24 protein-coding genes and 3 pseudogenes are annotated in these 23,852 nt (G+C 69.2%); 16 read left to right on the top strand and 11 right to left on the bottom strand.

Annotation, left to right across the window (positions count from 1 at the left end; translation table 11 throughout):
• Positions 1-19: 19 nt before the first annotated feature.
• Positions 20-1,999, bottom strand: a complete 1,980-nt coding sequence (locus tag KBX71_RS03175; RefSeq protein ID WP_210816432.1) for an acyl-CoA dehydrogenase — start codon at positions 1,997-1,999, stop codon at positions 20-22.
• A 164-nt stretch (positions 2,000-2,163) separates the two neighbouring features.
• Here KBX71_RS03175 and KBX71_RS03170 point away from each other — a divergent pair, with 164 nt between their 5' ends.
• The 5 genes from KBX71_RS03170 to KBX71_RS03150 all read left to right on the top strand — a co-directional run bounded on the left by KBX71_RS03170 (position 2,164) and on the right by KBX71_RS03150 (position 6,014).
• Positions 2,164-2,592, top strand: a complete 429-nt coding sequence (locus KBX71_RS03170; RefSeq protein ID WP_210816431.1) for a PRC-barrel domain-containing protein — start codon at positions 2,164-2,166, stop codon at positions 2,590-2,592.
• A gap of 91 nt (positions 2,593-2,683) precedes the next feature.
• The gene (locus KBX71_RS03165) at positions 2,684-2,962 is read left to right on the top strand and encodes a BON domain-containing protein (protein ID WP_210816430.1); all 279 of its coding nucleotides are present in this window, start codon (positions 2,684-2,686) and stop codon (positions 2,960-2,962) included.
• A gap of 249 nt (positions 2,963-3,211) precedes the next feature.
• The gene (locus KBX71_RS03160) at positions 3,212-4,138 is read left to right on the top strand and encodes an ABC transporter ATP-binding protein (RefSeq protein ID WP_210816429.1); all 927 of its coding nucleotides are present in this window, start codon (positions 3,212-3,214) and stop codon (positions 4,136-4,138) included.
• The gene (locus tag KBX71_RS03155; protein WP_210816428.1) at positions 4,116-4,904 is read left to right on the top strand and encodes an ABC transporter permease subunit; all 789 of its coding nucleotides are present in this window, start codon (positions 4,116-4,118) and stop codon (positions 4,902-4,904) included. Before KBX71_RS03160 ends, KBX71_RS03155 begins: the two co-directional genes overlap by 23 nt.
• 60 nt (positions 4,905-4,964) lie before the next feature.
• Positions 4,965-6,014: a CdaR family transcriptional regulator gene (locus tag KBX71_RS03150; protein WP_210816427.1), complete on the top strand. Its 1,050-nt coding sequence runs from the start codon at positions 4,965-4,967 to the stop codon at positions 6,012-6,014.
• Between the two features lie 15 nt (positions 6,015-6,029).
• Here the strand turns inward: KBX71_RS03150 and nhaA are convergent, their stop codons facing one another.
• The 5 genes from nhaA to KBX71_RS03125 all read right to left on the bottom strand — a co-directional run bounded on the left by nhaA (position 6,030) and on the right by KBX71_RS03125 (position 9,625).
• Entirely contained in the window at positions 6,030-7,349 is a 1,320-nt protein-coding gene (nhaA, locus tag KBX71_RS03145) for a Na+/H+ antiporter NhaA (protein ID WP_210816426.1), read from the bottom strand.
• Between the two features lie 202 nt (positions 7,350-7,551).
• Entirely contained in the window at positions 7,552-7,851 is a 300-nt protein-coding gene (locus KBX71_RS03140; protein ID WP_374102570.1) for a BON domain-containing protein, read from the bottom strand.
• Positions 7,852-7,960: 109 nt separating this feature from the next.
• A complete protein-coding gene (locus KBX71_RS03135) occupies positions 7,961-8,320 on the bottom strand; it encodes a hypothetical protein (protein WP_210816425.1) in 360 nt (119 codons plus the stop codon).
• A gap of 121 nt (positions 8,321-8,441) precedes the next feature.
• Positions 8,442-9,059: an STAS domain-containing protein gene (locus KBX71_RS03130; protein ID WP_210816424.1), complete on the bottom strand. Its 618-nt coding sequence runs from the start codon at positions 9,057-9,059 to the stop codon at positions 8,442-8,444.
• 149 nt (positions 9,060-9,208) lie between these two features.
• Positions 9,209-9,625: an STAS domain-containing protein gene (locus KBX71_RS03125; RefSeq protein WP_210816423.1), complete on the bottom strand. Its 417-nt coding sequence runs from the start codon at positions 9,623-9,625 to the stop codon at positions 9,209-9,211.
• 154 nt (positions 9,626-9,779) lie between these two features.
• Here KBX71_RS03125 and KBX71_RS03120 point away from each other — a divergent pair, with 154 nt between their 5' ends.
• The 4 genes and pseudogenes from KBX71_RS03120 to KBX71_RS03105 form a co-directional block, all read left to right on the top strand.
• Positions 9,780-10,469 (top strand): response regulator transcription factor, encoded by a 690-nt coding sequence (locus KBX71_RS03120; RefSeq protein ID WP_210816422.1) that lies wholly within the window; start codon positions 9,780-9,782, stop codon positions 10,467-10,469.
• Positions 10,466-11,821, top strand: coding sequence for a cell wall metabolism sensor histidine kinase WalK (locus KBX71_RS03115; RefSeq protein WP_210816421.1), 1,356 nt, complete (start codon positions 10,466-10,468; stop codon positions 11,819-11,821). Before KBX71_RS03120 ends, KBX71_RS03115 begins: the two co-directional genes overlap by 4 nt.
• Positions 11,818-12,381 (top strand): GerMN domain-containing protein, encoded by a 564-nt coding sequence (locus tag KBX71_RS03110; protein WP_210816420.1) that lies wholly within the window; start codon positions 11,818-11,820, stop codon positions 12,379-12,381. The genes KBX71_RS03115 and KBX71_RS03110 overlap by 4 nt, the downstream gene beginning before the upstream one ends.
• Positions 12,382-13,117: 736 nt before the next feature.
• A pseudogene (locus KBX71_RS03105) lies at positions 13,118-13,324 on the top strand (hypothetical protein); the annotation flags it as partial.
• Between the two features lie 189 nt (positions 13,325-13,513).
• On the opposite strand, the gene KBX71_RS03100 reads toward KBX71_RS03105, so the two are convergent.
• The 3 genes from KBX71_RS03100 to KBX71_RS03090 form a co-directional block, all read right to left on the bottom strand.
• On the bottom strand, positions 13,514-14,818 hold the full coding sequence (locus KBX71_RS03100) for a low temperature requirement protein A (RefSeq protein ID WP_307846942.1): 1,305 nt from the start codon (positions 14,816-14,818) through the stop codon (positions 13,514-13,516).
• 109 nt (positions 14,819-14,927) lie between these two features.
• The gene (locus KBX71_RS03095; RefSeq protein WP_247682843.1) at positions 14,928-16,001 is read right to left on the bottom strand and encodes an aromatic acid exporter family protein; all 1,074 of its coding nucleotides are present in this window, start codon (positions 15,999-16,001) and stop codon (positions 14,928-14,930) included.
• Positions 16,002-16,323: 322 nt separating this feature from the next.
• Positions 16,324-16,725, bottom strand: coding sequence for a helix-turn-helix domain-containing protein (locus KBX71_RS03090; protein ID WP_210816419.1), 402 nt, complete (start codon positions 16,723-16,725; stop codon positions 16,324-16,326).
• Positions 16,726-16,819: 94 nt separating this feature from the next.
• Between KBX71_RS03090 and KBX71_RS03085 the strand changes: the two genes are divergently transcribed.
• A complete protein-coding gene (locus KBX71_RS03085) occupies positions 16,820-17,467 on the top strand; it encodes an NAD(P)-dependent oxidoreductase (protein ID WP_210816418.1) in 648 nt (215 codons plus the stop codon).
• 110 nt (positions 17,468-17,577) lie between these two features.
• On the opposite strand, the gene KBX71_RS03080 is transcribed toward KBX71_RS03085, so the two are convergent.
• Positions 17,578-18,378, bottom strand: a complete 801-nt coding sequence (locus KBX71_RS03080) for a helix-turn-helix transcriptional regulator (protein ID WP_210816417.1) — start codon at positions 18,376-18,378, stop codon at positions 17,578-17,580.
• Between the two features lie 81 nt (positions 18,379-18,459).
• Between KBX71_RS03080 and KBX71_RS03075 the strand changes: the two genes are divergently transcribed.
• On the top strand, positions 18,460-19,173 hold the full coding sequence (locus KBX71_RS03075; protein ID WP_210816416.1) for an SDR family oxidoreductase: 714 nt from the start codon (positions 18,460-18,462) through the stop codon (positions 19,171-19,173).
• 24 nt (positions 19,174-19,197) lie between these two features.
• Positions 19,198-19,263 (top strand): annotated as a pseudogene (locus KBX71_RS34735) (hypothetical protein); the annotation flags it as partial.
• A gap of 23 nt (positions 19,264-19,286) precedes the next feature.
• Here KBX71_RS34735 and KBX71_RS33495 read toward each other — a convergent pair.
• Complete coding sequence (locus tag KBX71_RS33495; protein ID WP_247682842.1) at positions 19,287-19,733, bottom strand: hypothetical protein; 447 nt, start codon at positions 19,731-19,733, stop codon at positions 19,287-19,289.
• Between the two features lie 253 nt (positions 19,734-19,986).
• On the opposite strand from KBX71_RS33495, the gene KBX71_RS03065 reads away from it, so the two are divergent.
• The 4 genes and pseudogenes from KBX71_RS03065 to KBX71_RS34730 all read left to right on the top strand — a co-directional run.
• Positions 19,987-21,789, top strand: a complete 1,803-nt coding sequence (locus KBX71_RS03065) for a serine/threonine-protein kinase (protein ID WP_210816414.1) — start codon at positions 19,987-19,989, stop codon at positions 21,787-21,789.
• 30 nt (positions 21,790-21,819) lie between these two features.
• Entirely contained in the window at positions 21,820-22,191 is a 372-nt protein-coding gene (locus KBX71_RS03060; RefSeq protein ID WP_210816413.1) for a DUF1330 domain-containing protein, read from the top strand.
• A gap of 107 nt (positions 22,192-22,298) precedes the next feature.
• Positions 22,299-23,510, top strand: a complete 1,212-nt coding sequence (locus tag KBX71_RS03055; protein ID WP_210816412.1) for a cation:proton antiporter — start codon at positions 22,299-22,301, stop codon at positions 23,508-23,510.
• A gap of 43 nt (positions 23,511-23,553) precedes the next feature.
• Positions 23,554-23,835: pseudogene (locus KBX71_RS34730) on the top strand (STAS domain-containing protein); the annotation flags it as partial.
• Positions 23,836-23,852: the final 17 nt, after the last annotated feature.

The following is a 23,852-nucleotide window of genomic DNA, read 5'->3' as shown; positions in this document are numbered from 1 at the left end:
CATACCGGCGTCATCCTGCCTAGGCTGGGACCACCTGCGGTCCACCGGCGGCGTCGTGGGCGGTCATGGTCTCCTGCCGGTGGGGTTCCTCGCGCAGGATCGCGGCGTGCAGCCACGAGTCCGGGATGGCGAAACCGTCGACGAGGGTGCGCATGTGGGGGCGTAGCTCTTTGAGCAGAGCGTTGACCACGCCCGTGATGGCCTTGGTGCGGGGCGGTGTGAGCCGGCCGTGCTCCAGGAACCAGCCCTTGTTGGCCTCGATGACGGTGAGCGCGTACAGGTCGCAGACGCGGCACAGCAGCGCTCGGACCGCGGGGTCGGTGGTGTCGTCGATGCCGGCGACGAACGCCTCCAGGGTGATCCGGTCGACGTGCGCGCCGGCGAGGGTCAGGACGTGGTCCTGGACGTCGTTGAAGATGTCGAAGGGATGGTCCTTCTTCGTGGTCGCGCCGTTGCGCAGGCGGCGGACCGCGCCGTCGAGGAGGTGCCTCTCGCGGTCCTCGAAGGCCTTGAGCTGCCAGCCGCGGTCGGTGACGGCGACCTCGTCGTCGCGACCGGGCACGGCGCTGATCAGCCGTTCGATGAGCGAGCGCGCGGCGGTGCGTTCAAGCACCATCTCGCGGACCTGCTCGGCGACGAAGGAGGCGCGCCCCCAGCCGTCCAGCGAGCCGAACTCGTCCCGGTGGCCGGTGAGCAGTCCCTTGGCCACCAGCTGCAACAGCACCGTGTTGTCGCCTTCGAAGGTGGTGAAGACGTCGGTGTCGGCCTTGAGGCTGGGTAGCCGGTTTTCGGCCAGGTAGCCGGCGCCGCCGCACGCTTCGCGGCACATCTGGATGGTGCGGGTCGCGTGCCAGGTCTGCGCGGCCTTGAGACCGGCGGCCCGGGACTCCAGCTCCCGTTGCCGGTGCTCATCGACCGGCCCGTCGCCGCCCTGCACCTCACTGAGCGCGGCGACCAGCTCGGTCTGGGCGAAGTGCAGCGCGTACGTGGTGGCCAGGGCGGGCAGCAGCTTGCGCTGGTGGGCCAGATAGTCGTTGAGCAGTACCTCCCGCTCCGTGTCGGGCGTGCCGAACTGCCGCCGGATGTCGCCGTAGCGCACTGCGATGGTCAGCGCCGACTTGGTGGCCGCCGACGCGGCGCCGCCCACGCTCACCCGGCCGCGGACCAGGGTGCCGAGCATGGTGAAGAAGCGCCGGGAGTCGTTCTCGATCGGGCTGGAGTACGTGCCGTCATGCGCGACCTGACCGTAGCGGTCCAGCAGCATGTCCCTCGGTACCTGCACGTGGTCGAAGCTGAGCCGCCCGTTGTCCACGCCGAGCAGGCCGGCCTTGGGCCCGGCGTCGCCGATGCGCACGCCGGGCAGCGGCCCGCCCTGCGCGTCGCGGATCGGCACCAACCACGCGTGTACGCCGTGCCGGCGCCCGTTCGTGATCAGCTGCGCGAAGACCACCGCCATCCGCCCGTCCCGAGCGGCGTTGCCGATGTAGTCCTTTCGAGCCGCCTCATGCGGGGTGTGCAGGTCGAAGGTCTGTGTCCGCGGGTCGTACGTGCAGGTGGTGCGCAGCTGCTGGACGTCGGAGCCGTGACCGGTCTCGGTCATCGCGAAGCAGCCGAAGACAGTGCCGGAGATGATGTCCCGCAGATAGGCGTCGTGGTGCCGTCGGGTGCCGAGGGCTTGGACTGCGCCGCCGAACAGGCCCCACTGCACGCCCGCCTTGACCATCAACGACAGGTCGACCTGCGCCAGCATCTCGCTGGCGACGATCGAACTGCCGACGTCGGAGCTGCCGCCGTACTCGGTGGGGAAGGCCGACGCCATACCCAGCTCGGCGGGGAGTTCAGTGAGCAACCGGGAGATCCGCTCCCGTGCCTGGTCACCGGTCTCGCCGTACACAGGGAGGAAACGCGCGTCGAGGTGCTTCCGGTGCGCGTTGCGGACCGCGGCCCACGGTCCGTCGAGCACATCCCGCAGGCGAGCGAGGTCAATCTGATCGGGCACGGTCCCCCCTCAGCTAGCAGACATATGCGCACAGGTCGTACTCGATCAAGAATACCGCCGCCGGCCGTCACGAAAGTGGGCAGGAAGCGTCATCGTTTCGTCGTCTAGTCCCGGCCGCTCATTGGGTAGCGCAAAGGGAGCAGACGCTACGGAAGGAGCAGTTCATGTCACACGACACGACGGCGATTCTGGTCAAGCTCGGTGACTCCGGGCAGACGATCGCGGCTGCCGAGCAGGACGTGCGCGGCCGGCGAGTTCTCGACGTCGATGGTGGCGACCTGGGCAAGGTTGATGACCTGCTGATCGATCGCGAGGAGCGCAAGGTGCGGTTCCTGCGCGTCGAGCACGGCGGAATTCTCGGCATCGGCGCCACCGCCACCTTCCTCCCCGTCGAGGCGGTCAGCGACGTCACGGACGACACGGTGCGGGTCGACCTCACCCGGGAGAAGATCGAGCAGGCCCCCACGTACGACCCGGAGGTCGTCGAGGAGACCGGCTACTACGAGGACGTGTACTGGTACTACGGCTACGCGCCGTTCTTCAGCCCGAGCGGGGTCGCTGCGCCGTACCCGGTGCCCCCAACCCGACGCTGAGCTTTCCGGCAACCCCCGACCGGCCGGTGTTTCGGTGGCCGGAAACGGCCGCCGAAACACCGGAACACCGAGGCACCTGTGAGGGAACATCATGACCTACGTCCCCTGGTTCCTGCCCGACGACCTTCCATCGCTGTTCCATATCCAGCCTGCCTCTGAGGATGCCGGGCTGGCCTGCCGGCTGCTGGAGAGCATGCAGCGGGATCCCCGGTTGCGTCACGAACGCATCTGCATCGAGGTGCAGAACCGTGTCGTCATCCTGGACGGCGTGGTCACGTGCGCCGGTGTGAGCACGGAGGCCCACGCCCGCGCCTGGAGCACTCCGGGAGTGCACGACGTCAACAACCGGCTGCGCCCGCTGGAGCGGTGAACGCCGGAGCGCACGGAAATCCCGCTCAGGCACACAGGTCACGCCGGCGGTAGCCGCGACGGCGTGACCTGCCGACCGGACTTCCCGGCGCACCTGCTGTGAGAGTGCTCCCGGCAGCCACGGCTCGGGGACGGCCACGGCTGCGGCGTCGCTCTGGCTGTTGTTTCCGATGTCCGGCAACGGCATCAGTGGGATGTCGGCCGGACGCTGACCTGGATGCCGGGCCGGGAAGCCGACGACGATGGGGGCATGACAAGCGACATCGCCCTACTCACCGAGGACTTGACCAAGTTCTATGGCCAGCGTCGCGGTATCGAGGGTCTCAGCCTGGAGGTTTCTGCCGGGGAGGTGATGGGGTTCCTTGGGCCGAACGGAGCCGGGAAGACCACCACGATTCGGCTGCTGTTGGACTTCCTGCGCCCCACTCGTGGGCACGCGACTGTGCTCGGGCTCGACCCGCGCCGGGACAGGGCCGCGCTGCATCGTCAGATCGGTTACCTGCCCGGTGAGCTGGCGTTCCCCGGGCGGGACAAGGCGGAGGATCTGCTGCGCTTCTTCGCTGAGTCGCGGGGTGGCGTGGCCTGGTCGCAGGTGACCGAGTTCGCGCAGCGGCTCGACCTGGACCTCTCGCGCTCGGTACGGACGATGAGTAAGGGCAACAAGCAGAAGGTCGGCCTGGTGCAGGCGTTCATGCACCAGCCGGCGTTGTTGATCCTGGACGAGCCGACCAGCGGTCTGGATCCACTCATGCAGCAGGAGTTCCTGGCCATGGTCCGCGATGCAAGCGTTGCGGGGCAGACCATCTTCATGTCCTCCCACGTGCTGGCCGAGGTGCAACAGGCCGCCGACCGGGTCGCCATCGTCCGGGACGGCCAGTTGGCCGCGGTCGAGCGGGTTGAGTCACTGGGGAAGCGGGCGGTCCGCGCCGTCGAGATCCATTTCGACGATCCGGTGGACCCGGCAGAGTTCAGTGTCCTGCCCGGAGTAAGTGACGTGGTGGTGTCCGGCCCGGTGCTGAAATGCACTGTCGACGGCCGCATCGATCCGCTGATCAAGGCAGCGGCGCGTCATCAGGTGGTGGACATGTTGTCGGCCGAACCTGACCTGGAAGAGACGTTCCTGTCGTTCTACTACCACGGGGAAGGAGCCGGCGATGCTTCCCGCGCTGGTGCGTAAGACCTGGCGTGACGACCGCCTGGCATTGATCGGTTGGGCCGGTGGCGTTGCCGCTTTCACCGCCATCTACACCTCGTTCTACAGCCAGTTCCAGGGCGCCGCGGAGCTGAAGCAGGACGCCCTGCCCCAGGGCATGCTGGACTTCCTCGGCATCGCCGACATGCTGTCGCCCGCCGGCTATCTGCAGGCGACCATCTTCAGCCTGGTCGGCCCACTGCTGGTCCTGATGTGCGCCATCACGCTGACTGCCCGCACGATCGCTCGGCCGGAGGAGGACGGGGGCATGGAGCTGATGCTGGCCAACCCGGTCTCGCGAACGGCTTTCGCCTGGCAACGGGTGGCCGCCGCAGGCAGCGCGCTCACCGCGATCGCCGCCATCCCGTGGATCCTGCTGATGATCATTGTTCCCTGGATCGGCATGGATATCCCCCTGTCCAACGTCGCCGCCGCGTCCGCCGGCCTGGTCGCCCTGGTGTGGAGCTTCGCCGGTGTCGCCTTCCTCGTTGGCGCCGCCACCGGAAAACGGGCTGCGGTCCTCGCGATCACCGGTGGCCTCGCCGTGGCCGCCTACATGGCCAACGCCATCGGGGGCATGCTCGACGGGTGGCACTGGGTGCGCTGGCTGTCACCGTTTCACTACTTCATCGGCACCGACCCGCTGCACACCGGCTGGCATCCGGCCGAGCTTCTCACCCTCGTCCTCCTCGGCGCCGCAACGACGACCGCCGGAGTCATCATGTTCGACCGCCGCGACATCGGTGTGTAAACCTGAGGCTGGTGGCCTCCGGCTACCGGCGGCCACCAGCACGCCGACAAGGAACAGCCCATGAGCGACGCCAACTGGCTGGCGGCCAACTGCCAGGACCTGCTGTACGTCCCGGCAAGTGCCCGGCGTCAGGCAGCGGTCAACCTGGGTGCCCGCGCAGCGGATGAGGGGCTGACGCTGCGTGAGATTGTTACTGGTCTGCTGGATGCCACCACTGCCCACTGGAGCGGGACCCCGGTCGCGTCGACCGACACCGCCGTCGCCGTGCACTCCCGCGCCGAGACACTGCTGCACACCGCCCGTGCCCTGCTCACCGATGCCGTGGACGGGTACACCCGGCAGAACCGCGCCGAGCTGGATCGCCACGACAACGAACGTGCCGCATTCGTCAACGACCTGCTCACCGGCCGCGCCGACCCGGGCGGTCTGGCCGAGCGCGCACATCGATACGGCATCCGCCTGTCGGCCACCCACACCGTCCTCATCGCCCGTGCGGCCGGCCTGACTCCCGGCATCACGCACCGCATCGATGCTGCGCTGGCCTCCAGGTTCGGCGAAGGCAACACCCTCACCACCCTCCGCGACGGCGACGTGGTCTGCATCAGCGCCGGCGGCCTACGCGGCATCGCGGCCGAACTCGCCCACCTGCTCCTCGCCGAACTCGGCGCGGGCAACTGGCAGATCGCCGTCGGCCGCACCCAACCGGGGGTGCACGGCCTGGCCACGTCCCTCGACGAGGCCCGCCACACCCTCGACTACGCCGTCAGGCTCGGCTTCACCACGCCCGTCCTCAATGCTGCCGACCTGCTGGTGTTCCCCGTGCTGCTGCGTGACCGCGACGCCATCACCGACCTGGTGACCACGGTCCTCGGGCCACTGACCACGACGCGCGGCGGTGCCGAGCCGTACCTGGAGACCCTGACCGTGCTCTTCGACAACCAGGGCAACCACACCGCGACCGCCCGGCAGATGCACCTGTCCGTCCGCGCGATCACCTACCGACTCGACCGCATCCGGGACCTCACCGGCTACCACCCCGGCGAGCCGACCCAACGCTTCACCCTGCAAACAGCCGTACTCGGCGCTCGACTGCTCGGCTGGCCGCCATAGCCCAGGAATGCCAGATCAGGACGGCATCGTCCTGGTCGGCTGCTCCTCATAGACGTCTGGCACCCCGTCGGCGTCGCTGTCACGCTCCTCCAGCGCGCAGACCCCCTGGTAGTGCCGATTACGAGCGCGTAGAACGACAGTGGCCAGCACCGCCGACAGCAGCGACCCGAGCAGAACGCCGATCTTGGAGTGGTCGTCGCGTTCGGTGCCGGCGCCGAACGCCAATTCACCGATCAGCAGCGACACGGTGAAACCGACCCCGGCCAGCAGCGCCAACCCCACCATGTCCCACCAGGCCAGCCCTTCCGCGAGCCGGGCCCGGGTGAACTGCTGCACGAGCCAGGTGGCGCCGAGAACGCCAGCCGCCTTACCCACCACCAGCCCCACCATCACGCCCAGGGCGACCGAGTCGGTCAGGGTTGCGCCGAGGCCACCCGCGCCGGCAACCGAGACTCCGGCGGCGAAGAACGCGAACACCGGCACCGCGACCCCGGCGGACAGGGGCCGGATTCGGTGTTCGAAGTGCTCCGCCAGGCCAGGGCCAGGTCCTGGCTTGCGGCGTAGCACCGGCACGGTGAAGGCCAGCGCGACCCCGGCGACGGTGGCATGCACCCCGGAGGCGTGCACCAGCGCCCACGTCGTGACCGCCAGCGGCAGCAGCAGCCACCAGGACCGCACCCGGCGCTGAACCAACAGACCGAACAGTGCCATCGGGACCAGCGCGAGCAGCAGCAACCCGAAGTGCAGGGTACTGGTGTAGAAGACCGCGATGATCACAATGGCGAGCAGGTCGTCGACCACCGCGAGGGTGAGCAGGAACGTGCGCATCGCCGAGGGCAGGCTTGTGTTGATCACTCCGAGCACGGCCAGGGCGAACGCGATGTCCGTGGCGGTCGGGATCGCCCACCCGGTCAACGCCCCGTCGCCGGCCCCGACGTTGAATGCCACGTAGATCAGCGCCGGCAGCGTCATGCCGCCGAGCGCAGCGGCGACGGGCAGCATCGCCCGGCGGGGCTCGCGCAGGTCACCGGCGACGAACTCGCGCTTGAGCTCCAGCCCGGCGACGAAGAAGAAGATCGCTAGCAGACCATCGGCGGCCCATTGCGCCAATGAGAGGTCCAGGTGCAGCGCTTCGGGGCCCACGGTGACGTCGGCGAGCGACCGGTACGCGTCGGACCAGGGCGAATTCGCCCACGCGAGGGCAAGCACGGCGGCAACCAGCAGCAGCACCCCGCCGACCGTTTCGGTCCGGAGAATGTCCCCGATCCGGCGTACCTCAGGCCAACTCCTGCGGCTGAGCAGGAGTGGCGTGCGGTTAGCCGGTGGGCGGCTCATCGTGGTCCTCCGGTGGGGTCGGTGACGAAGTCGCCGACCAGTCTTCCCGGCACACCGGCTGCTACGTTAGCCAAACGACGACCGTCAGCCTGTCGCCGCCCCTGAAAACGAGAGCGGGTCATCCACGGCTAGGCAGCGTGCAGCCTGGGAGGTCATTCGCGCCTTCGATGTGGCCCTGAGCCGGATCACCGGTGACCGTCGGTTATCGGTGGCTACGCCGCCGGCCGCTGAGCCGCAGTGTGTTGCAGATGTCGAAGACGCCCGGCACGTCGTAGGCGAGGTCCGCCGCGACCTGCCGCGCGTTCGCGTCACTCACCACACCGGCGAGGATGACGACCCGGTTCTGCACGGCGACGGTGATCTGCTGGCGCCGCGTGGTCCAGTCGATGCTCAATCGCTGCGCGACCAGCGCCTCAAGTCTCAGGTCCTCGTGGTCCGGCTCGGGCTGGTGCGAGGTGTCGGCGAACCAGTTCTCATCGGGTAACGGCCATGGCATGTACACGGTCAGCTCCTTGATTGTGACGAGGCCGGGCGGGATGGCGGACGGCGAGGCGGTGACATCCTCACGCCGGTCAGGAACGCGGTCGGGCGGGACACGAGACGTTTCACTCCTACTCCTCGTCCACCTTGAACGGAAACCGGCCTAACCGTGCTTGTGGCTGGCCTCTGGTGCTGGCGCTACGTCGTCTCCGGTTCCCGGGGGAGTCGGATGGGTCGGGCCTGGCGGTGGCCACGACGAGCACGACGCCAATGCCGGCTAGACCGACCTGGATGACCAGGGTCAGGAGGTTGAGGGTGCTGGTATCGACGCCCGTGAGACGGGCGACGACGCTGCCCGCCAGCGAGGCGACCACCGTGACGGACACGCTCAGCCAGATCGGGGCCTCCTGGCGTCCTGGAATGATGAGCCTGCCGAGCAGGCCGATAGCGACGCCGACGAGGAGCGCGGTGACGAGACCAGCGATGCTCACGGGCTCCCTCGAATCTCCTTCGAGTACGGGTGCTGCGACAAGTGGGGATACGATCCGATCCCATGGGTGTCAGATGTCGCTGCCGGCGACGAAGATTCCTTCGCTTCGGGACCGAGTTCGATCAGGAACCGGTGGCCGTCGCGGCGGCTGCGGTTGAACGCTCCAACACCGACCCCTTGGACAGTTGGGCGAGGGCGTCTTCGCGGCTGTCGAAGATGGGAAAGGCCCCGTCCAGGCGCATGGTGTGCAGGACGGTACGGATGAACCGCGACGGCGCGGCCAGGCAGAGGGTGGCCCCACGGTCTCGGGCGTCGCGGTGGGCACGGACGAGGTGACCGAGGCCGGTGGAGTCGATGAGGTGTACTCGGCTCAGATCAACCACGACGTGCCCGCCCATGTCGGCTGCGTGACGCAGGGCGGTGCGCAGGGTGTCCCCGTTGTCGAGATCGACGTCACCGGCGGCGGCGACAACGGTCACGTCGTCGAGATGGTCGATGCCGAGGATGCCACCAGGACCATGGTCGCCGCACGACGCGTCGCCGCCACCAGGGAGCGGCAGCAGGCTGCAGTGCGGGCAGCGGTGCGGGCCGGTGGCGAACGGGGAACCGCTCCAGCCCTGTTCGGACACCAGGGTCCAGACGACCTCCGCGTCGGGGAGCACGCACGCGGTGGCCTTGACGGTGTCGCCGCAGGTGTCGCAGATCAGGGTCATCAGGTGGTCGTCTGGGACAACGGTCATTCTGCTGGTCCTTCCTGGGTCCGTGTCTTTCGGCGCGCTGTGACACGGCATTCGTGCGGTGCCGAAGCGGAGCTGGCTCCCGAATCTGGTGTTTCCCTGCCGGTGGCGGTGAAGCCCCATGGTGGAAAAGGTGAGACCACTGGCGATCGTCAGTGCGGGGCTCTTACCGAGGCGCGGCCATGAGCGACCAACACCGGTGGTGTGGAGCCGGTTTCCTGTCCCGTCGTGGGCGTGCAGGACGACGACGATGAGGCAGTGTCGACGACCGGCAGAACTTGGTCCAGACGGGCGGTCTGCAGGATGCGTCGGATGCGTGGATTCGGGTTGCGGACGGTGAGGACCCCGTCGACACGGGCCAGCCGCCGGTGCACATCCAGCAGGAGGCCGATGGCAGCGGCGTCGATGTGCCGGCACCCGGACAGGTCGACCACCACCTGTGCGGGACTCAGGGCCAATAGTCGGTCGAACACTGCTCCGGTCGCCGGCAGGCAGGCCAGGTCGAACTCGGTGATGCACACCTCGACCAGCGGCAGCGTGCACGGCGTGGTTGCCAGAGGCCCGGTCACGGGCACACCCCTCTCCTTCACGGACGCGGTCGTCTAGGACCCTGCCGTGCCGGCTTGGCGGTCACCACGCGGATCTGTGACAGTTCCGTGACAAATCAGCCAACCGGTCGCCACGGTTGGCCGCCGAGCCGGTCGTCTGGGGATGATTCCCGGTATGACGGCCGTACTGGTGATCGAGGACGACGACCGAATCCGTCTGGCGTTGTTGCTCGCGCTCGAGGAGGAAGGCTACGACGCTCTCGGCGCGGCCACGGCCGAGGAGGGTCTGCGCGTGCAGCGCCGCGACCCGGCCGACTACGTGCTGGTCGACTTGATGCTGCCCGGCCTCGACGGTTTCGAGTGCATTCGGCAGCTGCGCCGTGACGACGACGTGCCGATCGTGGTGGTCAGCGCCCGCGACGACACCCACGACATCGTCGCCGCTCTAGAAGCCGGCGCCGACGACTATGTCGTCAAGCCGGTGGCGATCAAGGAATTGAGCGCGCGGCTGCGCGCCCTGCGCCGCCGCGCCCGTGCCGGCGTCGCGGGGCAAGCGCCGGAGCCCGTGCCCGTGCTCGTGGTCGGCGAACTGGAGATCAGCCCGGACGGGGGAGAGGTTCGCCGAGCCGGACAACCCGTACCGGTCACCCGCACCGAATTCCGGCTGCTGTGCGAGCTGGCCGAGCACGCCGGCCGGGTGTTGTCTCGCCAGCAACTGCTCGAACGGGTCTGGGGGTATGACAGCGGTGACGAACGGCTGGTCGACGTGCATGTCGGCCGCCTGCGGCAGAAGATCGAGTCGGACCCGGCGAACCCGCAGCACCTGGTCACCCTGCGGGGCCTGGGCTACAAGCTGCAACGATGAGACGCCTCGGCCTGCGTACCCGGGTCACTGCCGCGTTCGCCGTCGGCGCGCTCCTGCTCTCAGCGTCGATGGCCCTGGTCTCTTACGAGTTGACCCGCCGATCCCTACTCGACGAGCGGGAACGCACCGCTCTGCGCGCCGCATACTTCGACGCTACCGTCGTTCGTGCCGGGCTCGACACCGACACCCCCGATGTGGTGGAGGTGCTTCGGTCGCTGGACACGGGCGGGAGTCGGCGGCCGGTGTTGCACCTGAACGGCGAGTGGTATGCCCGTACCGCCGACCCCAACACCACCGCTGCCATCCCCGTTGAGCTGCGTCAGGTCGTCGCGGCCGGCGAGCCCGCGGTGCAGCGGGTACGCGTCGACGGCCAATCCGTCCTGGTCGTCGGCGTGCCCCTGTCCTCGTCCGCGACGTACTTCGAGGTCAACTCGCTCCGGGAGCTGGAACAGACGTTCCAGGTCCTGGCGCTCGCGCTGACCACCGTCGCGATCATGGTCGCCGGCTCCGGCGCGGCCCTCGGCTGGTACGCCACCCGACACGGGCTGCGGCCGCTGACGGCTGTGGCCGACGCAGCCGAGAAGATTGCCGCCGGTGACTTCACCGCCCGCCTCGACCCCGCCACCGACCCCGACCTCACCCGCCTCTCCTCCTCGTTCAACCAAATGGTCGACCAATTGGTCCGCCGCATCGAACGGGACCGGCGCTTCGCCGCCGACGTCAGCCACGAACTGCGTTCCCCGTTGCAGACCCTCGCCGCGGCGGCCAGCGTCCTGGCCCGCCGTCGGGAACATCAGGACGAACGAACCGCAATCGCGGCCGGGCTCGTCGCCGACGAGATCGACCGTTTCCAGCGGCTCGTCAATGACCTGATCGACCTGGCCCGCAGTGACCAGCCCGCCCATCGGGGCCCCGTGGACGTCGTAGGGCTGGCCCGCGATGCCTGCCGCGCCCTCGACCTGCCCACGACACTCGTCCATCTCGCACCCGACGTGCCGGCCACGTGGCTGGTCGAGCGGCGCCGTGTCGCGCAGGTCCTGGCGAACCTGCTCGACAACGCGGTGACCTACGGGGGCGGTCCCGCAGGCGTCCGACTGGGCCGCGACGGTAGCGCCGGCGTCATCGAAGTCGAGGACGACGGACCCGGTGTGCCCATCGAGGACCGCGAGGCGATCTTCGACCGTTTCGTCCGGGGACGAGCAGCTCACACCCGCGGCGCCGGCGACGGGACAGGGCTCGGACTCGCGTTGGTCGCGCAGCACGCCGCAGCACACGCCGGAAACGTCACCGTCGGTGACAGGCCCGGCGGCGGCGCCTGCTTCCGTGTCATCCTGCCGGAGAGCTTGCCATGAACCACCGTCATCTCGCTGTGATGGCGCTTGCCGCACTGGTGACCGGCTGCAGCATCCCCACCGACGAGTCCCCCCGCGTAGTGCAGGCACCACAAGGGCCATTTCAGAGCTCCGCGCCCGCCGACACCAGCGCACCAGCCGGCCCTGCCGCCGAAACGCTCTGCTTCGTCCGCGACAACCGCATCATCTCTTTCGTCCGGCGCGTCGACCGGCCACCAACCATCGAGGACCAACTGCGGCATCTGCTATCCGGACCCACCGCAAGCGAACGCGGCACCGACTTGACCAGCGCGCTACCGGGAGCGGTCAACGCCGCCGGTGTCACCGTGACCGGCACCCAGGCCCGCATTGTGGTCGACAAACCCGGCGACGACGCCGGCCGCAGCGACGAGGTCCTCGCCTTCGGGCAAATCGTTTGCACCCTCACCAGCCGCGCCGACGTCACCACCGTCACGTTTTCCCGTGATGGCCGACCTCTCAGAGTGCCTCGCGCCGACGGTTCACTGTCCGACCAGCCCCTCACTCGCGCCGATTTCGCACCACTGATCACCCCTCGTTGACCTCCGTCTCCGCTGCGCCTGGTCGAGTCGGTACGCCCGGAGCTATGCCATCAAACTGCTGCGACGCCGCATGGATGCCCCGATCGACTGATGCGGCTGCGGGAGCGGGAGCCAGCGCTGGTGCCAATCATGCACTGGGCCGGCGGCTCTAGGTTCCCGCAGGTCAGAGTCAGTGCGGCGTCCTGTTTCCCGCGGAGTGCTCTGCGGTTCTGCGCAGCAGTCGACAGTGCTCTATGTCACCTGGTAGGGGAGTGTGCGCAGGTCAAGGCGGTAAGGAGTCGTTGGTTGGCCTGGCCTTGCAGCTGGGAGCAGATTGGGTGCGGGATGGCGAAGTGGTCTCCGCGCCCGAAGTGCTCACCGATGCCGGGCGGAGACGAGGCGCTTTGACCTGGGGTGATGGAGGTCGAGCGGTGCGGCGTGACCTCCCGGTAGAGGTCGAAGTGGTCAGGCGTGTTGCTCCAGGATGGCCGTCGCCGGCCGGCGTCTCGGGTCGCCTAACGCCACGCCTGTAGGTCTGCTGTAGATCGATGTGAAGCATCGCGGGCGAGCCTGCTGGAGTCCGTCACGGTTCCGTCATCTGAGACGCCGATCCCACGGGCGGCGCCGTGACCACACCCTTCAGTCTGGAGACCTCTTCGGTGGATCCGAAGGCGTCAACCATGGTGCTCCCGGTTGTCAGTCGGGGAGCATCCGCACATAGCCGCTGAGCGTTCACTCGATCATCAAGCTATCCGTGATCGGATACCGCACGGCGTGCAGCCCTCAAGCATGGTCAGCCGGAACGCCGCTGCTTCTGCTCCGCGTCATGCTCGGACTGCAACCCCACGACGAACACCTCATCATCGATCCCGCCGTGCCCGCCGGCCTTGGGCGCATCGAGGTCCTCAACCTGCCGGGACGCTGGGGAACAGTCGACGCGCTGGATCGCAGCCGGACCGACTGACGGCCGGGCTGAGCGGTTCGTCGTGGACGAGCGCCTGCGCGAGCAGAGCTGTTGGCTCGCGCAAACCGGCGAATCGGCGCGAGGACGTCCGCGTCAGGACAGCAGGTGGTGGATAGGGTCCAGGCACGAGCATGGCGGCGATGCGTAGCGCTTCCGGTGGCCAGCGGGGGCGAAGATGTTCTGCCGGGATCAAAGGTGACGCTGTCGCCACCTGCTCGCCTCCGCCTCGAGGGCTTCCTGCTCGCCGTCCTCCAACGCGTGCACCCGTTGCCGCACCTCCCGCCCGGAGCGCAGTTCCAGCCCCACCAGTGTCAGCGTGATCGCGGTGAGCAGGGCGAGCGCGGCAAGAGCCGGTAGCCGGTCCGCGGCCGGGGCCAGGATGATCACCAGGGCGACTGCAGTCACCTTTGGTGGCCGTACCCGTCGGAAGGTACGCAGCGTGACAGCGATCGACGCGGCGAGATAGAGCGCAACCCCGCCGTAGAGGACGTAGAGAGCCGCTGAGCCGAGCGTGTCGCGCCCGGCCGGCACGGTGGGCGCCGAGATGTCGGCCAGGAGACGTTTCAGGCCGAGCGAGAAGAAGATGATGCCGAGCACGAGGGGCAAATGCAGGTAGGTGTAGACGTCGCGCACCAGCCGACCGCGAGAGGCGTCCCGGGTGCCGTGCAGCGCCTGCTCGACGGCCGGGGCCAGCACGTCGAAGTGCACCCACCAGAGGGCGGCGATCACGGTGATGCCGAAGACGACCGCTACCACGACGGGCCAGGTGATCGGCAGTCCGGGTCCGATACCGGGTCCGAGGCCGAGAGCCAGCACGGACTCCCCGAGCGCGATCAGCAGGATCAGGGCGTGGCGCTCCGCCAGGTGCCCGGCGGAGACCAGCGTCCACCGGGTCACCGTGGTGAGCGCGCCGGCTACGTACTCCACGGCCAGCGCCACCGACCACAGTGCGATCCGGATCAGCTCGAGGCCGTAGCCGTGGGTGAGCCGCTGCGGCGCGAACGCCGCAATCATGATCAACGTAGAACTCGCCAGTACCGGCGCAGAGAGCAGTAGCAGCGGTGGCGGGTGCGTCGCACCGGTGCGCCCGGCGATGCGCCAGAGGGCACCCACCTGCAGCATGCGGACGAAGAAGTAGGAGAAGGCGAAGACCGCCGGGCTGAAGAGTCCGCCCGGCGCGTCTATGAATGCCTGAGGCACCGTCAGGGCAAGCAGGAACACGCCGATCATGGTGGTTAACCCGACCAGTGGGACGATGCCGTAGTTGGCCCGGACCAGGTTGCCGAGGAAGACGAAGCTCGTCCAGCACCACCAGAGCAGACCCAGCACCACCAGGCTGCTCAGCAGCGTCAACGCGGTCAGATCCTTCGCGGCCAGTGTCGTGACGTTCAGGAACGCGAAGACGAACACCAGATCGTAGAAGAGCTCCAGCCTGGTGGTCCGGGAACCGGGTGCACCCGGACGCACCCACGGCCCGCTGCTCTTACCGACCACACCGGCAGTCTTTCAGTCGCACAGTCCGGCGGTGCGCCTTCGTCGAACGTGAACGGTGCAACCGACACGGGCTCGACCATCAGCAGTTGGCCCTAACCTTCGACCTTGGTCACCTCTTCGGTCGGCTTGACTGTTCGGCGTGACGCGCCGTTTGCCGGACCTGCCGGTTCGCCTCGTCCGGCGGGCAGCCGGTTGCCCTGAGCAGGTCGCTGGCGGTCACCCGAATCTGGGTGGCGGTGGTGACGCCGAAGTTCTGCAAGCCGGTGGCCGTTGCCTGGCCGGCTTCGTCCGCGGCCCGCAGGGCGTGGCGTCGAGTCCGTTCGTGGGGTTTGTCGGCCCGTGTCTCCCGGTGCAACTGGCGGACGGCGTCGGCCAGGGCGGCGACGGCGTCGGGAAGGTGGTGGGGCAGCTTCTCCTGATACTGGATCATCGTGGCTGACCGTCGGGCCAGGGCTCTGCTGTCGTCGATGACGCGAACCATGTGGTTGACACCTTGGTCATAGCGTTCGATGTGCCGCCGCCAGTGCCACCGAACCGGTGCGACAGTCACCACCTCTTCGGCGCCGCTGAGGGCTTCGCGGAGTCGTTCCACGTCCGGTCCCATGGCACGGAGTCCGTCCAGTGCGTGCGTTGCGCGGTTCGGGTCGCTGCTGCGCATCGCCGTCTCGATGTCGCGCAGGTACGCGGCGAGCGCGTCGAAGACCGGCGCGGCCGCCCGGTGCAGGACGCGCATGGGGTGCAGGGGAAGTAGCAGCGCCACCACGATCAGGCCGACCACGCTGCCGGTGACCGCGTCGACGACGCGGGGCAGTTCCAGATTCCGTTGGCTGGAGGAGAGCGTGGCGATCAGCACCGCCGTACCGCCCACCTGACTGACCACGGTGCCGCCTCGGCCCATGAGGCCGAGGGCGATGGCGATGGCGAGGGTGACGATGACGCCTGTCTGCCATGCCCCGGTGCCGATGAGGAGGACCAGTCCGTCGCCGATGGCGATGCCGAGCCCCACGCCGACCAGTAGTTCGACGGTGCGGCGTGTCCGCTGGCCGATCGCCGCCGCGATGGTGCCCACCGCCGCTGTCGGTGCGAAGACGGGGTTCGGGTTTCCCAACAGGTCGTGTGCCAGCCACCAGGCGAGCGCCGCCGCGAGCCCGGCCTGCACCGCGATCAGTCCGATGATCTCCATCTGTCGTCGCCGCAGCCGGCCCGCTCGACTTCCCCGACGTCGGGTACCGGCTGCCAGGCTTCGGACGCGGCTACCCACCGCCACCAGTGGTGCCTGATTGCCCGGTTCGGATCGGGAAGCGGCCACGTGGCCGACTACCCGTCGCGCCGTCTCGCGAACTAGGCATCGTCGGCCACTCCGCGGGTGCCAACGCGGCCGCCGTGCTGCTCGGCCATGCGCGGGCGGTACTCCCCAGCTCAGATCGGACTTCTCCTACCTGACCACCCGGACGTTGGTCCGCTACGGCGAATACACCTACCCACCCCGACCTTGTTCAGATCAGTTACTGCGCGTCGCGCCGTGGCGCTGTCCGCCTGTCGTAGGCGTCCTGTGATGTCGACACGTCGCCGAGGTGCTCGATCGACCACTGCTGGAGAGCACGCAGCGGCTCCAGCAGTGTCCGGCCGGCCTCGGTGAGCGCGTACTCGACGCGGACCGGCACTTCCGGGTGGACCGTGCGGCGCACGAGGCCGTCGCGTTCCAGCCCTCGCAGGGTCTGGGTCAGCATCTTCTGCGAGACGCCCTCGATGCGCCGTCGAAGCTCCGAGAAGCGGGCATCACCATCGCCCAGGACGCTGACGACCAGGACGGTCCACCGGTCGCCGATGCGGTCGAGGATGCGCCGGGTCGGACAGTCGGCGTGATAGGGGTCGCCGCGAAAGGCCGCGGCCTGCGTGGTTACCAAAAAGTGCCTTCTTCCCGACAGTGACCTGGTCTCCTATGGTAACCAGAGAGGTCCGGGCACCGGTCCCCCGAAAAGTGGAAAGAAGGGCAACTTCATGTCTCGCATCACCGTCCTCGGCGGTACTGGGTACGCTGGATCGGCCATCGTCGCCGAGGCCGCCGCTCGCGGTCACGAGGTCACCGCGTTCAATCGGTCAGCCCCGGCCGAGCCCGTCCCAGGCGTGACCTACGTCCAGGGCGACGTCACCGACGAGGCGGCGCTGACCTCGGTCATCTCCGGTGCCGATGTCCTTGTTGGCGCGCTCGCACCACGTGGTCCGCTGACCGGCTCCTTCCGCGACGTCTACGCCACGATCACGCGTATCGCCGACGCCGAGCGGATCCCGCTGTACGTCGTCGGCGGCTTCTCGTCGCTGCGCCCGGCCGCCGGCGCGCCGCGCTTCGTGGCGGACCTGAGCCACGCCCCCGCCGAGTACCACGACGAACTCGTCACCGTGGCGGCGCTGGTCACCGACGACCTCCCGGCCACGCCACAGACGCTCGACTGGGTGTTCGTGAGCCCGGCGGGCAGGTTCGGCCCGCACGCGCCCGGCGAGCGGCTGGGCACGTACCGGGTCGGTGACGACGTTGCCGTTCAGCCCGGGGACGGCGGAGCGATCTCCGGCCCGGACTACGCCCTCGGGTTCGTCGACCTGATCGAGAAGCGCGAGCACCACCGGGCTCACCTCAACCTGGCGTACTGAGTCGCAAGTTTCGGGCAGGGGCTCGGTGGCGGGCCGGCGGGACTCCTCGCCGGGCAGACCGAGCATCCACGGCAGGTCTTGGGCCAGGTGGGCGGTCGTTGCCGGTTTCGTCAGCCGATGGTGGACAGGTGGCGTAAGGCGTGAGCGGTGGGGGTGCCGGGATCGGCGGTGAGGAAGACGACTTGCTGGTCGTCGTCGGGGATGGCGAGCACGTCGCAGTTGAGGCGCAGCGGGCCGAGCTCCGGGTGGGTGATGGTCTTGGTCCGGTGGCCGGGAGCCCGAACTGGGTTGGTGTTCCAGATCTCGGTGAACTCGGTGCTGCCAGTGCTCAGTTCGGCTAGGAGGCGCGCGAGGGGTTCATCGCGCGGGTAGCGGTCGGCGGCGGCGCGTAGCCGCGCCACCGCGATCTGACCGAACTCTTCCGCGCTAGAGGTTTCATAGCCACCGACGTGCAGAAACCGTCGACGCGCCAGGTTGGGCTGCTCGCGGAGGTTGCCCAGCAGTGCGTCGGCGAGCGGGTTGAACCCGATCACATCGTAGGTGACGTCGGTGACAACGGCCGCCGTCCCGGGGATGCGGCGCAGCAGATTTGCCACGTACGGGCGGACCTGGCGCACCGGGCCGGCAGGTGGTGTCGGGCTCACCCCGGCCAGCCGAAACAGGTGGGTCCGCTCGGCCGGCGACAATCGCAGCGCGCCGGTGAGAGCGTCCAGAATCTGTGGCGACGGGTGCGGCCCCCGGGCCTGTTCGAGTCGGGTGTAGTAGTCGACGGACATGTGGGCCAGCCGGGCGACCTCCTCACGGCGCAGTCCAGGGGTACGCCGGCGCCCGCTGCCGGGCAGACCGACCTCGGCCGGGTGCAGGTTCTCCCGCCGTTGGCGCAAGAACCGCGCCATCTCCGGTCTGGCCATGGGTTGCCTCCTTCGCTGCCTGGTACCGGTTGTCCCTGGATCGGCCGTACTGTCGCCAGCATCGTTGACAGCATGAACACCATGAACGATTCCACGGCACTGGTCACCGGCGCCAACAAGGGCATCGGCAAGGAGATCGCGCGGCAACTCGCGGCCGCCGGGCTCACCGTCTACGTCGGCTCCCGCGACCCGGAGCGGGGACAGCGGGCCGTTGACGAGATCGGCGGCAGCGCCCGCCTGCTGGTCCTCGACGTCAGCAACGAGCACGATATTACCGATGCCACCCGTCAGATCGAGAACCTTGACATATTGGTCAACAATGCCGGAATCTCGTTCGACTTGAACCCGCTGACCGAGACCGACGCCGACAGCTTCCGCCGTACCTACGAGACCAACGTGTTCGGGGTCGTCGCGGTGACCAACGCGTTCCTGCCCCTGTTGCGCCGCTCGGCCCAGCCCCGGATCGTGAACATCTCCAGCGGCACCGGATCACTGGGCTGGAGTACCGGCCCGCGGGCGCAGTTCCCCACGACGGGCTCACTCGCCGCGTACCGGTCATCGAAGACGGCACTCAACGCGCTGACCGTCTTCTACGCCCAAGCGCTCGCCGGCGAGGGCTTCAAGGTAAACGCGCTCGCACCCGGGCTGCGAAAGACCGATCTCAACGCGACCGCCACCGCCAGCGGCGGAGACCCGGCCGAGGCCGCAGCAGGCGCCGTCCGGCTGGCACTGCTGCCCGACGACGGCCCCACCGGCGAATTCCTCTCCTGGGACGGAACCCCCGTGCCCTGGTGATGATGAACAGGCAAGGGTCTGCTCATGGGCCGGTTGAACTGCTCGCCCGATGAGGCGTTCGCCCGGCTGACCTCCATCAGTCGACAGACCAGCACCAAGGTGCCTGTGCGTGATCAGCGCGGTGGTTCCCGTTCCCAGACCGTCACCTCCTGTGCGGCGAGCGCCCGGCCGCCTTCGAAGGTCCGGTACGGTCCCGCAGGCCCAAGGTGGTAGCGGGTGGCGAGGTCGCGGTGGGAGAAGGGGACCACCGTGCCCACCACTGTGACCAACTGCGGTGGAGCAGGCGCGGAGGGACCTGTCGACAGCACGAGCAGGGTCCCGTCGGTCAGATCCGCGTCGCGGACGACGAACGCGTTGTCGGTGATGACCTGCTCGACGGCGGCGGTCACGGTGAGACGGTCACCCAGCTCGGCTCGGGCGATCGTGCCCGGCCGGGTCCCCGGCTCGGGATCAGGGCGGGGGGCTGGAGCCGCGGTCGGGTGGGTGCAGCCCACGGCCAGCAGGACCACCGCCGCGAGAGCTGCCAGCGCCGGGCGCATCCGATCACGCCATCCGTTCATCCGCGGTTCCGCCTTCCTGTCCTGCCCCATATCCAACAACTTCCCTGGGATTTGGCGGTACGACCACAGAACCGTGACGGTCGTATGACAATCCCCGGCGCTCGCGGTAGGACGCGTTGAGCAGGGGTTTTGGTCCAGATCAGGTCGGGTAGGGCCGAGCGTCGAGGGGAACGTCGACGCGGCCGGACGGACGGAACGGAATTCACCGTCGTGAGCCTGTGTCGATGCCGTGCGACGACCGGAAGACGGACACATGCGAATCCTGCAGCAGCGCTACCGGCTCGACGAACCGGTCGGCCAGGGTGGTATGGCGGTGGTCTGGCGCGGTTTCGACCTGCGGTTACAGCGTACGGTCGCCGTGAAAATGCTCTCTGCGGAGCTGCTGGACGACCCGGCGGCGCGCGAGCGGCTGCGTGCTGAGGCGCTCGCCGCGGCGAAGCTGGACCATCCGCACATCGCGGGCGTCTTCGACTACGGCGAGCAGCGGCGGCTCCGCAGGCGGGTCCCCTTCATCGTCATGGAGTTCGTCGACGGCGAGACGCTGGCCGGCCGCCTGCAGCGCTCGGGACCGATGGCGTGGCGCGAAGCCGCGCGGACCGGTGCGGCCGTGGCGGACGCCCTCGCAGCCGCGCACGCCCACGGCCTCGTCCACCGCGACGTCAAACCCGGCAACGTGATGCTCGGTCCACGCGGGGTCAAGGTTGTCGACCTGGGTATCGCGACGGGGGTCGGCCAGGAACCCGCCGACTCGGCGGGACTGGTCTGGGGGACACCGGCATACCTGGCCCCGGAACAGGCTGCCGGTGCCACGGCGGCACCGGCCGGTGACGTCTTCGCACTGGGTCTGGTGTTGGTCGAGTGTGTCAGCGGGCGAAGCGCCAACGACCTGCGGCGCGGTCGGGACGGCGACGAGCTTCCGTCCATTCCGGAGATGCCGGCCGGCGTGGCTGATCTGGTGCGCCGTTGCCTTGCCACGGACGTGGACCGCCGGCCGGCGGCTGCCGAGGTGGCGGCCGTGCTCCGCACGGTCAGCGGTACGGAGGTGGCGCTGCGGCCGTCGGGCCCGGTGGCCGACCTGCCGGCGACCGCCGGATCGACCCGTCAGTTCATCGCCGGTTCGAGCGCCGTGGCGGGCATCGGGCGGAAACCGCACGGACCCACCGGAACGCCCCACCGTGCGGGCCACCGCAGGGTTCGTTCCGGGATCGCGGTCGGGGTGCCAGCGGTTCTGCTCGCCGCCGTCCTCGTCGGTCAACTGCCGGGCCGCAAGGCCGTAGACGATGTCGCGGGTACCGACATCTCTGCTGCCGGTGCCGGCGGTGTCGCCGATGCCCAGGACGGAGAGTGCGCCGCCCGTTATACCGCCCACCACCTGCCGGACGGCACCTTTCGGGCCGATCTGACCGTAACCAACACCGGCGGTCAGTGGCTGCGCGACTGGTCACTGGCATTCGCGCTGCCCCCAGGCCAGCGCCTCGTCACCGACGACACACCCTGGGATCAGGACCGCCGGCACGTGACCTTCACGCCGGCCACACAGTTGGCACCCGGTGCGACCCTCGCGGCGGTGCTGCGTGGCACCACCGAGGGCGACAACCTGAAGGTGCCGGCCGGCTTCTCCGTGAACGGCCTTCCGTGCAATCGCGTGGTCAGCCAGATCGCGTCACCCGTCGTCGCGCCCGATGCGCCGTCCGCTCCCGGTGTCAGGACGGCGGCACCGGGAAGGCGCCCGACCAAGGTCGCGACCGGCCCGCGTTCGGCCGCCGCTCCCGAGTCGCCCACGGTTCCGCAGGGCAGCGAAACGCCTTCGCCCGCACCGGATCCGAGCGTCGGCACACCGTCGCCGGCCACCCCCTCGACTACGGCGCAACCAGATGTCACCACCACACCGTCGTCGCCGAGCACCGACCCCTCACCGAGCACCGGGTCGGCGTCACCACCGGCCGGCGGCGGGCCCACCACCAGCCCCCGACCCGGTGGCTCGCCCAGCACGTCGAGCACCGCCGGCACACCGGCGACCGCGCAGGGCAGTGACGAGCCCTCACCTTCGCACTAGGCTTCCCGCCAGCCGAGGCGAGGAGGCGCGATGGCGATCGATCCCAGCGGCAGCGACCTGCGAGACTTCCTGGAAGAGGATCCGCAGGCGCCCGTGGTCATGCTCAACCTGCTGCGGTTCGCCGACGGAGGCCGAAAATCCTATGCGGCCTACGCCGCGGAACTGCGGGACACGTTCCTAGCCCGCTACGGCGGCGAGGTGATCTACGCCGGTGCGGGCGGTCGGGCGCTGGTGGCCGAGGACGGTCAGGCCTGGGACGCCGTCCTGCTGGTCCGCTACCCCAGCCGGCAGGCGTTCTGCGCGATGGTCGCCGACCCGGCGTACCAGCAGGTCACCCGGCTGCGCACCGTCGCACTGCAAGAGGCCGTGCTGCAGCCCACCGTGCCCTGGTCGCCGTCCTGAGATCGCCCGCACCGTCACCAGGATGACCGGCCAGAGTGAGGCCGCGAGGGCCGTACGAACCCGACGACCGCAGGCCTGAATGCGGAGACAGCGGGTAGGGCACCGCCGTGAGCCCTCTCCTGCTCAGCTACGCCCTGGTTGGTGGGCTCGCCGTCCTGCTCGCATTCTGGTCGAGCGCGATCCGCCGGACACCGGTCACCGAGCCGCTGCTGGCTCTGTGCCTGGGAGTGCTGTCGGGCCCGCTGCTCGGCATCGTCGACGTGGCCGATCCGCTGACTTCGGACCTGACCCGGGAGCTGAGCCGGGGTTTGCTGGCGGTGTCGCTGATGGCGGTCGCGCTTCGGTTCCCGATCTCGGGTTACCGAGAGGTGCTCCGGCCGGTTTCCGTCCTGCTCACCGCCGGCATGGTGGGCATGGCCGTGGTCAGCGCCGGTCTGTCCTGGCTGCTGCTCGCTGTGCCGCTGGGCATCGCCGTCCTGCTCGGTAGCTGTCTCACCCCTACCGATCCGGTGCTCGCCTCCAGCATCGTGTCCGGCGGGCCGGCCGAGCGGCAGTTGCCCGCGCGGATACGGCAGGTGATCAGCGGCGAGTCCGGCGGAAACGACGGCCTCGCCTTTCCGCTCGTGGTTCTCGCCCTCGCCGGGGTGGGTGCGAAGCCCTGGGGCGACCAGGTCGCGGAGGCGGTCGGGGGCGTACTCGGGGCGACGCTGGCAGGCGTTGTTCTCGGCTGGTTGGCCGGGCATGCCGTCCGCGCGGCGAACCGTCGGGAGACGGTCGACTCCGGCTCGCTGGTGATCTTCGCGGTCCTGCTCGGGGTGGCCTCCCTCGGCGTGGCCCGCGTTCTCGGCACCGACGGCATTTTGGCCGCCTTCACCGCCGGGCTGGCCTACAACCGGGTGGTCGGTGGCCAGCCCCGGGTCGCGCAGCAGAAATTGGACGACTCCCTGAGCCGGTACCTGGTGCTGCCGCTGTTCTTCCTGCTCGGCGTCGAACTGCCGTGGCACGAGTGGGTCGACGTGGGATGGCGGCTTGTGGTGTTCGCGGTCGCGGTGCTGCTGCTGCGCCGGTTGCCGGTGGTGCTCGGGCTCCGCAGGCCGCTCGGCCTGTCGTGGCGGGACCTGGTGTTCCTCGGCTGGTTCGGCCCGATTGGCGTGTCGGCGTTGTTCTACCTGACCTTCAGCGACGAGGAGGGCGCCCGTGATCCGCTGCTGTGGGCGGCCGGCAGTCTGGTGGTGGTGCTGAGCACCGTCGTGCACGGGGTGACCGCGATGCCCGCTCGACGTTGGTACGCCCGAGGTCGGCAGCGCGCGGAGGGCTGAGCGGCCGTCCCGTCAGAGGCCTGACCCGTGTGGAAGTTCGACAGTGTGCGGCACCACAGTGGCGAGCGTGATCGGCGCCCTCGACGACGATGGCGCGGAGTTGCTCCGCGACCGTCTCACCCGGATGGCCGTGGCGACGCGACCGCGGTCCGTGGTGATGGACGTGCGGCGCGCGTCGGTCGACTCGTCCCGGGTGGCCAAGGCGCTGCTGGACGTCCGTCGGGCCTGCGTGCACGTGGGGGCGCGGCTCACGCTTGTCAACCTGTCCCGCGACGGGTTTGCCCTCCTTCACCGGGCCGGCCTGACCAGAATCGTCAGCTGCCTGCCGGCTCCCGTCCGTTC

Source organism: Micromonospora sp. D93 (genome assembly GCF_018070365.1).
Classification (GTDB): Bacteria; Actinomycetota; Actinomycetes; order Mycobacteriales; family Micromonosporaceae; genus Micromonospora; species Micromonospora ureilytica.
This window is presented reverse-complemented; position numbering and strand designations above follow the sequence as displayed.

Excerpts from the sequence above, each read along its gene's own strand:
- KBX71_RS03170 (WP_210816431.1), top strand. The coding sequence starts at position 2,164 with ATGTCACACGACACGACGGCGATTCTGGTCAAGCTCGGTGACTCCGGG.
- KBX71_RS03165 (WP_210816430.1), top strand. The coding sequence starts at position 2,684 with ATGACCTACGTCCCCTGGTTCCTGCCCGACGACCTTCCATCGCTGTTC.
- KBX71_RS03160 (WP_210816429.1), top strand. The coding sequence starts at position 3,212 with ATGACAAGCGACATCGCCCTACTCACCGAGGACTTGACCAAGTTCTAT.
- KBX71_RS03155 (WP_210816428.1), top strand. The coding sequence starts at position 4,116 with ATGCTTCCCGCGCTGGTGCGTAAGACCTGGCGTGACGACCGCCTGGCA.
- KBX71_RS03150 (WP_210816427.1), top strand. The coding sequence starts at position 4,965 with ATGAGCGACGCCAACTGGCTGGCGGCCAACTGCCAGGACCTGCTGTAC.
- nhaA (WP_210816426.1), bottom strand. The coding sequence starts at position 7,349 with ATGAGCCGCCCACCGGCTAACCGCACGCCACTCCTGCTCAGCCGCAGG.
- KBX71_RS03130 (WP_210816424.1), bottom strand. The coding sequence starts at position 9,059 with ATGACCGTTGTCCCAGACGACCACCTGATGACCCTGATCTGCGACACC.
- KBX71_RS03120 (WP_210816422.1), top strand. The coding sequence starts at position 9,780 with ATGACGGCCGTACTGGTGATCGAGGACGACGACCGAATCCGTCTGGCG.
- KBX71_RS03115 (WP_210816421.1), top strand. The coding sequence starts at position 10,466 with ATGAGACGCCTCGGCCTGCGTACCCGGGTCACTGCCGCGTTCGCCGTC.
- KBX71_RS03110 (WP_210816420.1), top strand. The coding sequence starts at position 11,818 with ATGAACCACCGTCATCTCGCTGTGATGGCGCTTGCCGCACTGGTGACC.
- KBX71_RS03095 (WP_247682843.1), bottom strand. The coding sequence starts at position 16,001 with ATGGAGATCATCGGACTGATCGCGGTGCAGGCCGGGCTCGCGGCGGCG.
- KBX71_RS03085 (WP_210816418.1), top strand. The coding sequence starts at position 16,820 with ATGTCTCGCATCACCGTCCTCGGCGGTACTGGGTACGCTGGATCGGCC.
- KBX71_RS03080 (WP_210816417.1), bottom strand. The coding sequence starts at position 18,378 with ATGGCCAGACCGGAGATGGCGCGGTTCTTGCGCCAACGGCGGGAGAAC.
- KBX71_RS03075 (WP_210816416.1), top strand. The coding sequence starts at position 18,460 with ATGAACGATTCCACGGCACTGGTCACCGGCGCCAACAAGGGCATCGGC.
- KBX71_RS33495 (WP_247682842.1), bottom strand. The coding sequence starts at position 19,733 with ATGAACGGATGGCGTGATCGGATGCGCCCGGCGCTGGCAGCTCTCGCG.
- KBX71_RS03065 (WP_210816414.1), top strand. The coding sequence starts at position 19,987 with ATGCGAATCCTGCAGCAGCGCTACCGGCTCGACGAACCGGTCGGCCAG.
- KBX71_RS03060 (WP_210816413.1), top strand. The coding sequence starts at position 21,820 with ATGGCGATCGATCCCAGCGGCAGCGACCTGCGAGACTTCCTGGAAGAG.